A 14,614-nucleotide genomic window follows, 5' to 3' on the forward strand; every position below is an offset into this window, starting at 1 on the left:
ATGTAATGGAATTTGATATCAACAATTTATTTAATATCGATTTCTTTTCTTGGATTAGGGACTATTTTTTCCCTTTTGTTCGTATCTTAGCGTTGATCATGGTAGCGCCCATTTTTGGCGAAAAGGAAACGCCTAATCGAGTTAAAATTGGCCTAGCGCTACTCACGACGATTGTACTGCCACATCCACATATTGATGACAATATAAAAATATACTCATTTATAGGAATATGGATTATTGCACAACAAATAATGATTGGAATACTTATTGGTTTTACCATGCAGTTGTCATTTATGACAGTGCGATTTTCAGGAGAATTAATTGGGATGCAAATGGGGCTAGGAATGGCGACCTTTTTTGATCCTATTGGCGGTCCATCTACATCAGTATTATCACGCTTAATTAACATCATTGCTTTATTAATATTTCTCAGTCTTGATGGCCATTTATGGTTGTTATACGGCATATCAAATAGTTTTGATATTATTCCGGTTGCAGTAATGCCATTACAAGCGAATGGATACTTAGCATTAATTGAAGTCAGCAAACTATTATTTATCAACGCGATCATGTTAGCGCTTCCTTTAATGACATTGCTATTAATCATCAATATATCATTAGGACTACTTAATAGAATGACGCCACAGCTATCTATATTTGTGGTTGGTTATCCAGCGACCCTATTCTTAGGGTTAATCATGCTAACTTATTTAATTACAACACTACCCGCATTTACTGAATTTATTTTTGAACAAATGTTTGAGCGAATTTCTAGTATCTTATGGTATTTAACTCAGTGATATAAATTGATCACACAGTCATATTTAATTTACCTATTCAACTTGACTTTCTTTTTGTGGCTATTGAGTGAAATTGCTATTCTATCATATTGATTTAGAAATAAATCTTCCAAAAAAACAATAAATACTTAAATAAAAACAATGATCTAACTAAGCATTTTTATTGTGTGATAGATTATATTAATTAAAACTAAAACTAAACAGATTAATGCTGATAAAATCAGCATTAATAAAATAGTTAACTAAGCTTTTTTTACAAAGCAGGCTTTAAGCATTATTTTCATACCGTCAATTTTACAATCGATTTCGTGATCACCTTCGACTAAACGAATGCCTTTGGCTTTAGCACCTTTTTTCAGCACTGTTGAAGATCCTTTCAATTTTAGATCCTTAATCAAAATAATATCGTCGCCATCAGCAAGTAAATTACCATTGCTATCTTTTACCTGTAATCCAACATCAGAAGACACAGCCTCGTTTGGATCCCATTCGTGGGCGCATTCAGGGCAAACACAAAAGCTGCCATCATGATAAGTGTGTTCAGATTGGCAAACAGGGCAATTAGGTATAGATTTCATAGCTTATAACTCTTATAGATTAAATAAAATGGTGCTTACTATAGCAAAAAAATGTTGTTAAGTCATAGAGGATGTTTCTTAGATCATGATTAGGATCTAAATAAATCATTTTACATGGTAGGCTAATTAGTCTACATCGATATTTATTTCGCATGGATGAATAATTAGAAGTTATTATATTAAGTTTGATTACTAATCTATACCATATAGATCGATGATATTTATTTCTAGATTGCGGATTATTGGTATTTATTCTAACCCTCTGCGTGCAATATATTCAAACCTATATTGGAATCCCCTTAAATATTGAATACTATATTCAAATACTTCTCCATTAACTAATTCACTAGTTGAACGTAGGCATAATATAGGGTAATTTGTTTCGATATTTAAATGTTTAGCAACAATGCTAGTTGCTAAAACAGGCTTTAAGTCTTGCCTACTTAGCGATATTTGATAACCTTTTTGTTTTTCAATATAGTGATACTTTGATGTTTGCATTACTTTAACACTGAGATCAGGAAATAGTGAAAGAGGCATATAACTTTGCTCTAAAATTTCAGGCTCATCGTCTATTGTTCTAATACGTATTATTGAATATATTAATGTTCCAACTTCAATTTTTAGATGCTTTGCAATAACGGGTTGTGCCTGTTCTAACTGAAAATGTATTACTTTCGTACTAGCAATTCGCCCTTGTGAGGTAATGTTTTCTTCAAATCCTTTTAATTGAAAGGCATCGTGCTTGGTCGAATTGTATTTAACATAGGTACCACTTCCTTTTATACGTACTAATAATCCTTGTTTTTCAAGTAGCTCAAGAGCTTTACGAACAGTAACACGACTAACATTATATATTTCTTGTAAAGATTGTTCTGTAGGTAATACATCTTCAACATCTAATTCGCCAGAACGAATTTTTTCTTCAAAAGTTTCAGCTATTTGTCGATAAAGTGGTTTACTCACGGTAATATCCTACATATTGAATTTGTATTATATTAACATTGAATAATCAAAATAGCATTAGATGGTAAATTTATCATTATTTAATTTTTATTGTACTCAATCAAATTATCTAATATGTGTTGATCTACTATGAATAAACATTTTTTGTGATCCTTTTCACATTTGTATCAAATAAGTATTATTTAATATTAATACTTATTGATAATATATCTATGGAAAGATTTTATTCAATAAATGTAATTTAGGAAACATATTATGAAAAAGATCAATTTAACCATTGTTGGTGCAGGTAGTACTTATACATTAGGTATTATGAGAAGTCTTGTTACAGAAAAACAAAATTTTCCGTTAAAACGAGTTGTTTTTTATGATATTGATGAAGATCGTCAGGAGCTAAATGCAAAAGCAACTAAAATTATGTTTAAAGAACTCTATCCAGAAATTGAAGAATTTATTTATACAACAGATAGAAAAATTGCTTTTGAAAACTCTGATTTCTTTTTTATGCAAATCCGTACCGGTGGTTTAAAAATGCGTGAGCGTGATGAACAAATCCCCTTATCTCACCAATGTGTAGGTCAAGAAACATGTGGTGCAGGGGGGATGGCTTACGGATTACGTTCCATAGGAGATATGATAGACCTTGTTCGCGAAATTCGTTTATATAAAAAGGATGCTTGGATCTTAAACTATACTAATCCTGCAGCGATTGTCGCAGATGCCTTAAATCGAGAATTTCCTAACGATAATCGAATCTTAAATATTTGTGATATGCCTGCGGCAATCATGGTGAGCTACGCAAAATTACTTGGTTGTGAAATTTGGGATTTTGTACCGGAATACTTCGGTTTAAATCATTATGGTTGGTTTACTAAAATTAAGAATAAACAAGGCGAAGATTTAACCCAACGTATTAAAGAAATTATTTTAAAAGATGGTATTAAAGCAGTTGATTCAATTATTGCTAATGATCCTTCTTGGCAAGCAACGTTTAAAAACATGGAAACGATGTTAAGAGATAACCCTGAATTTTTGCCAAATACTTATTTACAATACTATCTATATCCAGAAAAAATGGTGAATAAAGAAGATATTAATAATACGCGAGCCCGTCAAGTTATCAATGGGCGTGAAAAACAAGTATTTGAAATGTGTAAACGTATTATTAATAAAAATTCTATTGTTGGTGAAGAGCTTCATGATGATATTCATGGTCGTTATATGATTCGTGTTGCTGCGTCACTAGCTTATAACAAAGGCGATATCTATCTTGTAATTGTTCCAAACAAAGGCATTATTAGTAACATACAAGATGATGCAATGGTTGAAGTGCCTTGTATGCTAACTTCTGATGGTCCTAAAGCGTTTGCTATTGGTAATATTCCGACATTCCAAAAAGGGATGATAGAAATCCAATTAGGTTATGAAAAATTAGTCGTTGATGCTTGGTATGAAGGTTCTAAACAAAAATTAATCAATGCGTTAACGTTAAATAGAACTGTTGTTAACGTTCCAAAAGCAAAAGTAATTGTTGAAGAAATCTTAAACGAAAATAAAGACTATTTACCTCAGTTTTTTAAATAATTATTTTGTTTAACACGAATAATGCTAACGTTTGAGTAAATGCAAACGTTTAGTGTTATTCATAAACATGCACGGAAATATTTTAAGAATAACAAAATCATTATATTAATAAAAGGTTAATGTTATGAGAAATACAATTCAACGCTTTGGAGCAGCAATGTTTGTTCCTGTATTACTCTTTCCTTCTGCAGGCATTTTATTGGGATTGACCGTCGTTTTACTTAATCCACATTTATTCCCTTTTGCTGTAGAAGGATCTACTTATGTTAAAATTGTCAGTATATTTCAAAAAGCATCTTTGGTTTTGTTTCAAAATATGCCAATGTTGTTTGCTCTAGGTTTGCCAATTGCATTAGCAAAAAAGGCATCAGGACGAGCTGTATTAGCCGCTTTTATCTCTTATTTAACATTTAATTATTTTATAGGAGGAATACTTGATATTCGGAGTGAACAGTTAGGTATAAACTATCAAGTAGGGAAAACAGGATTAATTGAAATTGGTGGTGTATTAACATTAGATACTTCAATTGCTGGTTCAATTATGACAGCAGCCTTTACTGTTTGGATTCATAACCGTTATTTTGATTTACGTTTACCTGAATGGGCAAATGTATTTACAGGGACACCATTAATCGTTATTATCTGTTTTCCTTTAATGTTGGTACTAGCTGTATTGACGGTATTGGTTTGGCCTCCTATTCAAAATGGTATCCAAAGCCTGCAAATTTTTATTTTAAATTCTGGTGCATTTGGTGTATGGCTATTTACTTTTTTAGAGCGCATTTTAATTCCTACAGGATTACATCATTTTGTTTATGGTCCAATCTATTTTGGTCCAATTGTCACCGATGGAGGTACAGTTAACTATTGGATTTCTCATATTTCTGAATTTGCTAACAGCACAAAATCATTAACTAAATTATTTCCTCAGGGTGGTTTTATGTTAATTGGTATGGGGAAGGTATTTGGTTGCTCAGGTATTTCAATGGCTATTTATGCAACAGCAAAACCAGAAAATAAAAAAATGGTATTGGGACTATTAATTGGAGCAACAGTTACAGCTGTGTTGACTGGGATAACAGAGCCCATTGAATTTACATTCCTTTTTATTGCACCTATTTTATTTGTTGTTCACGCTTTTTTAGCAGCATCAATGGCTGCAATTATGTATATGCTTGGTGTATCAGGAAATTTTTACTCAGGTATTATAGATTTTATCTTCCAAAACTGGTTACCTCTGGGAGCAAATCATTGGATGACGTATGTTATTCAAGTTACTATTGGTTTAACTTTTACAGCAATTTACTTTTTTGTGTTTAAATTCTTAATTCTTAAATTCAATCTTATCACTCCTGGCCGTTCAGATACTAATATTAAACTATTTACTAAATCAGATTATCAAAATAGTAAAAAGAGTAAATCGTCAAATCAATATGATACTGAATTTGAAACTAACGATTTGATAATTCAACAAGCAATTGCCTTTATTGAAGGATTAGGTGGTAAAGAAAATATTATACAATTGACTAACTGTGCAACTCGATTACGTATTGAAGTAAGTAATCCTGAATTAGTTCAGAAAGTGACTTATTTTCAAAGTTATGGGGCAATAAATGTTGTATACAAGGGACAATCATTACAAATTATTGTTGGCTTAACTGTACCTCAAGTTAGAGAGGAAATGAGCATACTATTGAAGTAAATAATGTCGATATTAATGAACAATTAGTAAACTATTAATTAACTTGTTTAATCGGTTCTAAAATATAGATTGTTTATGAGTTCCGATTAAACAAACAAATCATTAAGAACATGCTTAAAAATAGGGAATCTATATTTTAGGGTAATTTTAGGTATTTACCCTATCGATCCCATATAGTCTGGCAATAAAGTTACAAAACTTATATACTATACCATAATTTTTAGTATGACTAAGTTCATTTTACTAAACCAACCCGTTCTTTAACACATCAATTGGAATAAAACTATGCATCCGATGCTGAATATTGCTATTCGTGCTGCTCGTAAAGCAGGTAATGTAGCCATCAAGGCTTATGAAAATCCTAGTTCAATCGAAATTGAAACCAAAGGCGCTAATGATTTTGCCACTAATGCCGATCGTGCGGCTGAAGCTTTGATTATTGAAACAATTAAAAAAGCTTATCCTGACCATACTATCATTGCCGAAGAAAGCGGCTTAGCTAAAGGTAATGATGCCGATACTCAGTGGATAATTGACCCAATTGATGGTACTACCAATTTTATTAAAAATATCCCTCATTTTGCAGTGTCTATCGCAGCTCGGGTTAAAGGTAAAACCGAAATTGCCGTTGTTTATAATCCAATGAGTAATGAGCTGTTTACAGCGGCTCGTGGTAAAGGCGCTCAACTTAATGGTTATCGTATTCGAGTGAGTAATGCGAAAGATTTAGACGGTAGCGTGCTGGCAATGGCTTTTCCGTTTAAAGCTAAACAATATAGCGATAGTTATTTTGGCGTGTTACAAAAATTATTTGTTAGATGTGGCGATTTTCGTCGCACTGGTTCTGCCGCTTTAGATCTTGCTTATGTTGCCGCAGGTCGTTTAGATGGCTTTTTTGAAATTGGCTTAAAACCATGGGATATTGCTGGTGGTGAGTTGATTTTGCGTGAAGCAGGTGGCGTTATTACCGATTTTGCAGGTGGCAATAATTATATGGTTTCGGGCAATGTTGTTGCGGGTAATCCTAGAATTGTTAAGGATTTATTAGTTTCTACTCAAAACGAGTGGCCCGAAAAATTACGTAACTAACGTTACCTTTTTTATTTCCTCTTATTTTGATCGCAAGTTAAATTCTTGCGATCTGTCTAGTATTTTTCTGCATTGTTATCAATTTTGAGTATATACTAATCAATAATCGTATAAAAATTAAGGCTGCATTTTATGAAGACAATACAATATCATCTTAATATTGAAGGAATGAGTTGTGCCTCTTGTGTTAGTCGTGTAGAAAAAGCAATTAAAAAAGTTGATGGTGTAATTGATGTCAGTGTTAATCTGGCAACTGAGAAAGCAACTATTAATGCAGATACTCATGTTAAGCTTGAAGCATTAATGTCTGCGGTTGATAAAGCGGGCTATCGTGCTATTAAAATTTCAGATCAACAATCAGGTGCAAAGAAAGTTAACAAACAAGCATCTATTTGGCCGATTGTGATTTCTGTTATTTTAGCCATTCCTTTTGTGTTACCTATGTTATTAGAGCCTTTTGGGTTTCATTTGATGATGCCAGCTTGGTTACAACTGGTTATTGCATCTATTGTGCAATTTGGACTTGGTGCTAAATTTTATCGAAGCGGTTTTAATGCGGCTAAAGCGTTGTCGGGTAATATGGATTTATTAGTGGCCATTGGTACTAGTGCGGCATATGGGTTATCAGTTTATCAGCTTATCATAGGCAATGATGAGCACCTTTATTTTGAATCTTCAGTTATTATTATTACCTTAATTTTGCTTGGTAAGTGGTTAGAATCAAGAGCTAAACATCAAACCACACAAGCAATTGAAGCCCTGTCTGCGCTACGCCCTGATGTTGCTTTAGTAAGGCGTGATAATCAAGAAATAAGTTTACCCATTAACCAAGTTAAAGTGGATGATATTGTTATTATTAAGCCTGGAGAGCGTATTCCAGTTGATGGCGTTGTGATTGAAGGTGCATCTAGTAGTGATGAATCAATGCTAACTGGTGAGAGCTTTCCTATAAATAAAACCGTTAATGATGTTGTTACTGGTGGTACAATTAATGGCGAAGGGTTACTTATCGTTAAAACCACAGCGATTCAAGCGGATTCTACTTTATCCAAAATTATTGAAATGGTTGAATCTGCTCAGGCTAAGAAAGCACCAATCCAACGAATTGTTGATCGCATCAGCGCTATTTTTGTGCCAGTGATTTTATTGATTGCACTTGTTACGTTATTGGCTTGGGGGGTGATATCGCATGACTGGCAACAAGCATTACTCCATGCGGTGGCTGTGTTAGTGATTGCTTGCCCTTGTGCATTAGGCTTGGCAACACCAACAGCAATTATGGTTGGTACAGGAGTGGCAGCTAGTCATGGTATTTTAATTAAAGATGCCGAGGCATTAGAAACACTGCATAATATTAATATGGTTGCATTTGATAAAACAGGCACATTAACCATTGGTAAACCAGAATTAGTTGAAATGGATGTTATGGATAGCGAGACGCCCGATCAAATTTTATCGCTCGCAGCGTCATTACAAGCAGGTAGTGAGCATCCACTTGCTAAAGCTATTTTAAGTAAAGCTAAAGAGTATCATTATGCTCAAAATATTACTTCGGTAGCTGGTTCAGGAGTGATGGCGACCGTTGATAACACCGAATATTATTTAGGTAGTTTGCGTTGGATGAAATCATTAAATGCCTATTTTGTTGGTATGGACGATAAAATTAATCAGTTATCGAGTAAAGGTTATACCATTTCATTTTTAGCGAAACAGCAATCAGAAGGTAATGTGGTGATATTAGCACTCTTGGGTTTTGCCGATGTAATAAAGGAGGAGGCCGAAAAAGCTATTCAAGCATTGCATCAGTTAAATGTAAAAACCGTTATGTTAACTGGCGATAATCAGAAAGCGGCTAATTATGTGGGGCAGCAGTTAAGCTTAGATAAGGTTATTGCTGAAGTATTACCGCAAGATAAAGCAAACTATATTTATCAACTACAAAAAAGTGAAGATATAACTGGCAATAAAACAGTGGCAATGGTAGGAGATGGTATTAATGATGCTCCAGCCTTGGCGGCTGCCGATATTGGTATTGCTATGGGCACAGGCACCGATGTGGCTATGCATGCAGCAAGTATTACTCTAATGCGTGGTAATCTGTTTTTGATTGTTGATGCGATCGATATTTCGCGCCGAACCTATAATAAAATTAAACAAAATCTATTTTGGGCATTTTTCTATAATTTAATCGGTATTCCGCTAGCGGCATTGGGATTTTTAAATCCAATGATAGCCAGTGCCGCTATGGCGTTAAGCAGTGTTAGCGTTGTAACCAATGCACTTTTGCTTAAACGTTGGAAGGCAAAATCGTAACATATAATAATTGAAAATACCCTAATTAAGGTGGTGTATCAGCCACCTTATTTTGAGGAGATTAACGCTAAGTGGTGAGTTTAAAACTGATTTGTGTTCCTTTTCCTTGTTCGGTAACAAATGCGCCAACTGCGCAAATCAGTTGTTCGTTGTAGTAAATTAGAGGGATTCGAGTTCGCATCCATGGTGGAATATTATGCTCTTGCCATAGTTTTTTTATTGATCGTGAACCATGGCGATTAACAATTTGAAATTTTCCTTGAGCATGGAATCTAACGGTGATTTTTTCATCTGCTTGTGGTAAGCGGCAACATAAATCAGTTTGATAATTAACTTGTAATTCGCCAACATTATCTGGAAGTGTTAATGGCAACGCTAAATCCCAGTTTAGGATTTGCTGTTCAATATCTTGATATAATGCTAACAAATAAAGTTGATTTTGATAACGGCGAACTTGTTGGTTATTAAAGATAAATTTCGGATTGGCATCTTCTTTTGCTAATGCAACGGTTTGCCAAATTAATGTTATTTGTTGGCGTGTTGGCATATTAATATGATTGTGTTTAAACCACATGCGTAAAATTGCATTTCGTTTATACTCGGAATAGTCCATTAATGGTGCAATAGCCAGTTGATTTTGTTCGGTGATAACTTGCTTAAACTCTACCAATAATAACTCATTAATTAACGTTTCTTGTTGTTGACATAATTCCGCACTGCGTGCAACCATTTGCGAAAAATGTGGCCAGCGTTGATTAAGAATTGGTAAGACTTTTAAGCGTAAAAAATTACGGTCGTAGTGATCATCTTGGTTGCTTTCATCTTCTATCCAATTGAGTTGATGTTTATTCGCATAGGTTTCAATTTGTGATCGTGATATTGTTAATAAAGGTCGAAGATGTTGTTGATTTTCCCTTGGCATTGCGGACAATCCCGCAGGTCCACTACCACGTTTCAATGCCAAGAAGAAAGTTTCACATTGATCATCAAGATGTTGAGCTGTACATAACGTTTCATCATCTTTTATATGGCGATATATAGCTTGGTAACGTGCATTTCTAGCTTGCTCTTCAATATTACCCGCTATGGGATCAAGTCTGACTTTTTCAATAATTATTGGAACTTGCCATGTTTGGCATTGTTGCCTGCAATGCGTTGCCCAGTTGTCAGCATTGCTACTCAAACCATGATGAATATAGATCGCTCTTAGTTCTAAATTTGGTAACAATTGTTTTTTAAGCTTAACAAGCACATGCATTAATACCGTTGAGTCAACACCACCACTATATGCAACCAGTAGCGCTTTGTGGTGTTTTATATTATGAAAAACTGTTTGTTTTATTATTTCGTCACACGTGATTTGGCTATGATTATTCATCTTCTACTTAATTATGCTAAACTAAACATTCGTAATGCATTGGCTTTATATAGATTTATTTTTTATAGCTTGATTCTGTCTAAACCAGTAGCAAGATCGGCAATTAAATCATCGGGATCTTCAAGCCCTATATGAAGACGAATTAAAGTTCCTTTAAAATCAATACCAGATACAGGCCTAATTTTTGCTAGTTCTTCGGGTTGATTAGCTAAAATTAATGATTCAAAACCACCCCATGAATAAGCCATTGAGAAATAAGTTAAGTTGTCAATAAAATCAGATAATTGCTCGTCAGTTAATCGATCTTTGAGTACAAAAGAAAATAATCCACTTGCACCTGAAAAATCACGTTTAAAAAATTCATGCCCCTTACAACTTTCTAATGCTGGGTGATTGACGGTAGCAACTTTAGGATGATGAGCTAACCATTTTGCTACTTTTATGCCATTTTCGTGGTGTTGCTTTAATCGTATTGCTAATGTTCGCAATCCTCGTGCGGCTATATAAGCGGTATCAGCATCGCACATTTGTCCCATTAAGTAAGAACGTTCGCGTAATTTTTCCCAACAACGCTGGTTAGCAACAGCGGTGCCTATCATGGCATCAGAATGACCGATTAGGTATTTAGTACCTGCTTGTATTGAGATATCAATATCATGATCTAATGCTTTAAATAATACGCCGGCGCTCCATGTATTATCGATCATAATAATAATTTCTGGATTGGTGCTGCGAATTGCTTTAACCATTGAAGGAATATCATGAATTTCCATCGTAATGGAACTTGGTGATTCTAAAAATACGACTTTGGTATTGGGTTTAATTTGATTTGTAATATTGTGCCCCACTAATGGCGTAAAGTAATCTGTTTCAACACCAAAATTTTTTAAAATTTGCTGACAAAATTCTTGAGTAGGTTCGTAAGCGGCTTCAGACACTAATATATGATCGCCAGCTTGAACAAAAGCTAAAATAGCATTAGCGACGGCAGCTGCGCCACAAGGGTATAGATAGCAACCAGCTCCACCTTCGATTTCAACCATCGCATCTTGTAGCGCAAAATGAGTTAATGTACCACGGCGTCCATAAAATAATGCACCATTAGCACGGTTTTTGGTTGCTTCTTTTTTTGTTTCAATTGAATCAAAAACCAATGATGATGCACGTTGAATAACCGAATTAACAGCGCCTTGTGTATAACGCTTTTTACGTCCTGCATGAACTAATTTTGTTGGTAATGACATAATGATACACCCTTGCTACTATTTATTAAGGTTGATATTTTTATTAATTTTGATAACAGTTAGCATAGCATGCTGTTAAAATAGTAAAAAATAAATTTTATTAATATTTTCTTGCCAATTATGCTAATTGTTCAACTTGCTTGTCTTAAGGATGCTGACATTGATTTTTCACTGTTGCCTCAAACGCTTCTTGATGAAGCGAATAATTTAAGTGGCCAACGTAAAAAACAGTTTTTAGTTTGCCGATCAATTTTGGCTCATTTGCTTAAACAATACTGTGATATTTCGATGTTACCTGTTATTAAGGTTGGAGATAATGGTCGTCCCTCTTTTTTAGAGCCACACTTACCAGATTTTAATATTAGTCATAGCCAAGATTGGGTAGCAGTTGCGATTTCGTTAGTAGGTAAGGTTGGTTTAGATATCGAAGTAGCACGTCCACGAAAAAATTATTTGAAAGTAGCTAAAAATTTTTTTGCTGATGACGAATATCAATGGATGACTAAACAAGATGATACATTAAGAGCCTTTTGGCAACTATGGACATTAAAAGAGTCTGCATTAAAGCTTTATGCTAAAGGTGTTTGGCAAATAAAATCGGTTAACGTCGATTTAAAACAGCAGATGATTATGGCACCTTTTGCACAAGAATTTTATTATCAATATCGTCAAGTGGATAATGTTCATCTGTCGGTGAACAGCAACCAACCAATCTCTAAATTAATTTTGTTGTCTTAATACAATGTTTTTCCATTATTTATTATGGCGCAATAATGGTTTGTTATTTATTAAATCAGATAGATATCTTGAATTCTTTTTCTATTAGTTTCGTTTAATTGATATTCCTGTGATAACCAATTGTCAATTGTACCGTGACGCGTTTTAATTGCATTCAGTGCCGCAGTTAGATACTCTTTTTTGGCGGCAAAAATTAATTTGCGTTTTTCAAACTCATCAGGCGTCATTTTATGTTGATATTGGCTTAATATATTTTCACGATAATCTGACAATAGCTGTTCTGTTAGTAAATAATCTTGCATGACAGTTTCTTCACTAACACCCAAAGCAAACAATGTTAATGCAACGCCAACACCTGTACGATCTTTGCCAACAGCGCAATGTTGTACCAATGGTCTACCTTGTGAGTTTAGTAGGATTGAGGAAAGTTTTTGATATGCTGTGTTATTAAATGGTAGTAGCTGGTAAAGCTTAATCATAAAATCAAATGGAGCATTTTTTTTAAGTGTTTGGTGAGCATTGCCTAGATCACTTGTTAAACTTGCGGTGATCGTATTACTTAACGGATTAGCTGGTACATTAATATAATGAGTATTTTGCCATAATTTATCTGGATTTCGCTTAATTTCATCAGGATCGCGATAGTCTAAAACGTAGTGCAGATTTAGCTGATTAGCTAAAAAAGATTGCTCTTGTTGTGTAATAAGCGAGAATGCGCCTGAGCGGTATAGTAGGCCAGATCGAATTTGACGTCCATCAATTGTTTTGATTCCACCTAAATCACGAAAATTAATCCCATTTTTTATCGGTACAACTGATGCCATAACCCATCCTTATTTATTTTTAACTTTACTTGCTATATTAACATGTTTCTGATTAGAATTAATTCATTGTTATGTTGTTTATCAATTTTTTGAGGTTTTTACTATGTCGATGTTATCTGTTTTACTAACTGATAAACCTGCACCAAAACAGTGGGGAAAAGATGCATTGCTGAGTTTTTCTAACGAGGCGATTACTATTCATTATAAACCGGAACATCGCTTAGGGGCGATTCAACGTGCAGGTCGAAAGTTAGATAACCAAGGAATAAATTCGGTTAAACTAAGCGGTGAAAATTGGGATATCGAAGCTTGTTGGCATTTTTGGTTAGGCTATCGTAATGCCAAAAAAAGTACAAAAGTAACTTGGTCAGAACTCAACACCAAAGACAAACAAGAATTGAAACATCGTATAGAAATTATTGATTGGTGTCGGGATATTATTAATGAACAAGCTGAAACATTAAGTCCTGTTGAGTTAGCCACACGAGCAGCTAAGTTAATTAGCACTTACTCATCAGCTGTGACTTACAACATCATTTCAGGTGAAGCTTTAAGAGAGCAAGGTTATATGGGCATTTATACGGTTGGAAAAGGTTCGGATCGGCCAGCGGCTTTGCTTGAACTAGATTATAACCCAACCCAAAACCCTAATTCACCGATAACAGCCTGTTTAGTTGGTAAAGGTATTACCTTTGATTCAGGAGGATATAGTTTAAAACCAAGTAATTTTATGGAGTCAATGCGCTCAGATATGGGTGGGGCTGCGTTAGTAACAAGTGCATTAGCATTAGCCATTGCGCGCGGTTTAAATCAACGTATTAAGCTTTATCTATGTTGTGCGGATAATTTAGTGAGTGGCAATGCGTTTAAGTTAGGCGATATTATTCATTACCGTAACGGTAAAACGGTTGAAGTTGATAACACTGATGCAGAAGGGCGACTAGTTTTGGCTGATGGTTTAATTTGTGCTGATAATGATCAGCCTCATTATATTATTGATTGTGCAACACTGACTGGAGCGGCTAAGATTGCGGTGGGGAATGATTATCAGTCATTACTTTCGTTTGATGATAACTTTGCTAGCCAATTGTTAGCTAGTAGCGATATTGAGCATGAAGCTTTTTGGCGATTACCATTAGCCGAGTTTCACCGTTCGCAATTTCCATCATCATTTGCTGATATAGCAAATTCAGGTATACCTAATACTGCAGGGGCAAGTACTGCTGCGGCTTTCTTATCGCATTTTATTAAAAATTATCAAAAAAATTGGTTACATATTGATTGTTCTGCAACATTCCGTAAAAGTGCCACAGCTTTATGGGCAACAGGGGCAACAGGTATTGGTGTGAGGACAATTGCTAATTTACTTAGTCAGCTTAAATAAAACAAAAAACCACT

Annotated in this window: 12 protein-coding genes; 7 read left to right on the forward strand and 5 right to left on the reverse strand. The window is 34.5% G+C overall.

Annotated elements, in window-relative coordinates; all coding sequences use genetic code 11:
- Positions 1-5: 5 nt before the first annotated feature.
- Positions 6-800, forward strand: a complete 795-nt coding sequence (gene fliR / locus A9G43_RS01000; RefSeq protein ID WP_065605903.1) for a flagellar biosynthetic protein FliR — start codon at positions 6-8, stop codon at positions 798-800.
- 242 nt (positions 801-1,042) lie between these two features.
- On the opposite strand, the gene A9G43_RS01005 is transcribed toward fliR, so the two are convergent.
- Positions 1,043-1,378 carry a zinc ribbon domain-containing protein YjdM gene (locus A9G43_RS01005; RefSeq protein ID WP_065605905.1) on the reverse strand — a complete coding sequence of 112 codons (336 nt, stop codon included), beginning with the start codon at positions 1,376-1,378 and terminating at the stop codon, positions 1,043-1,045.
- A 249-nt stretch (positions 1,379-1,627) separates the two neighbouring features.
- Positions 1,628-2,344: a GntR family transcriptional regulator gene (locus tag A9G43_RS01010; RefSeq protein ID WP_065605907.1), complete on the reverse strand. Its 717-nt coding sequence runs from the start codon at positions 2,342-2,344 to the stop codon at positions 1,628-1,630.
- Between the two features lie 255 nt (positions 2,345-2,599).
- Here A9G43_RS01010 and A9G43_RS01015 point away from each other — a divergent pair, with 255 nt between their 5' ends.
- The 4 genes from A9G43_RS01015 to A9G43_RS01030 all read left to right on the forward strand — a co-directional run bounded on the left by A9G43_RS01015 (position 2,600) and on the right by A9G43_RS01030 (position 9,032).
- Positions 2,600-3,928 carry a 6-phospho-alpha-glucosidase gene (locus A9G43_RS01015; protein WP_065605909.1) on the forward strand — a complete coding sequence of 443 codons (1,329 nt, stop codon included), beginning with the start codon at positions 2,600-2,602 and terminating at the stop codon, positions 3,926-3,928.
- A 124-nt stretch (positions 3,929-4,052) separates the two neighbouring features.
- The gene (locus A9G43_RS01020) at positions 4,053-5,630 is read left to right on the forward strand and encodes an alpha-glucoside-specific PTS transporter subunit IIBC (protein WP_065605911.1); all 1,578 of its coding nucleotides are present in this window, start codon (positions 4,053-4,055) and stop codon (positions 5,628-5,630) included.
- A gap of 285 nt (positions 5,631-5,915) precedes the next feature.
- Positions 5,916-6,719 carry an inositol-1-monophosphatase gene (gene suhB / locus A9G43_RS01025; protein WP_034909524.1) on the forward strand — a complete coding sequence of 268 codons (804 nt, stop codon included), beginning with the start codon at positions 5,916-5,918 and terminating at the stop codon, positions 6,717-6,719.
- Positions 6,720-6,851: 132 nt separating this feature from the next.
- Positions 6,852-9,032 (forward strand): heavy metal translocating P-type ATPase, encoded by a 2,181-nt coding sequence (locus tag A9G43_RS01030; protein WP_065605914.1) that lies wholly within the window; start codon positions 6,852-6,854, stop codon positions 9,030-9,032.
- Positions 9,033-9,099: 67 nt separating this feature from the next.
- On the opposite strand, the gene tilS is transcribed toward A9G43_RS01030, so the two are convergent.
- Together tilS and metC are read right to left on the reverse strand one after the other, a co-directional pair.
- Entirely contained in the window at positions 9,100-10,410 is a 1,311-nt protein-coding gene (gene tilS / locus A9G43_RS01035) for a tRNA lysidine(34) synthetase TilS (protein ID WP_065605916.1), read from the reverse strand.
- Positions 10,411-10,472: 62 nt separating this feature from the next.
- Positions 10,473-11,654, reverse strand: a complete 1,182-nt coding sequence (gene metC / locus A9G43_RS01040; RefSeq protein WP_065605918.1) for a cystathionine beta-lyase — start codon at positions 11,652-11,654, stop codon at positions 10,473-10,475.
- Positions 11,655-11,774: 120 nt separating this feature from the next.
- Here metC and A9G43_RS01045 point away from each other — a divergent pair, with 120 nt between their 5' ends.
- A complete protein-coding gene (locus A9G43_RS01045; RefSeq protein WP_065605920.1) occupies positions 11,775-12,392 on the forward strand; it encodes a 4'-phosphopantetheinyl transferase family protein in 618 nt (205 codons plus the stop codon).
- A gap of 50 nt (positions 12,393-12,442) precedes the next feature.
- Here A9G43_RS01045 and A9G43_RS01050 read toward each other — a convergent pair whose 3' ends face one another.
- Positions 12,443-13,216 (reverse strand): tyrosine-protein phosphatase, encoded by a 774-nt coding sequence (locus A9G43_RS01050; RefSeq protein ID WP_065605922.1) that lies wholly within the window; start codon positions 13,214-13,216, stop codon positions 12,443-12,445.
- A 103-nt stretch (positions 13,217-13,319) separates the two neighbouring features.
- Between A9G43_RS01050 and pepB the strand changes: the two genes are divergently transcribed.
- Positions 13,320-14,600: an aminopeptidase PepB gene (gene pepB, locus A9G43_RS01055; RefSeq protein ID WP_065561032.1), complete on the forward strand. Its 1,281-nt coding sequence runs from the start codon at positions 13,320-13,322 to the stop codon at positions 14,598-14,600.
- The last annotated feature ends 14 nt before the right edge of the window (positions 14,601-14,614 follow it).

The organism is Gilliamella sp. Occ3-1 (assembly GCF_001690655.1).
Taxonomy (GTDB): domain Bacteria; phylum Pseudomonadota; class Gammaproteobacteria; order Enterobacterales; family Orbaceae; genus Gilliamella; species Gilliamella apicola_P.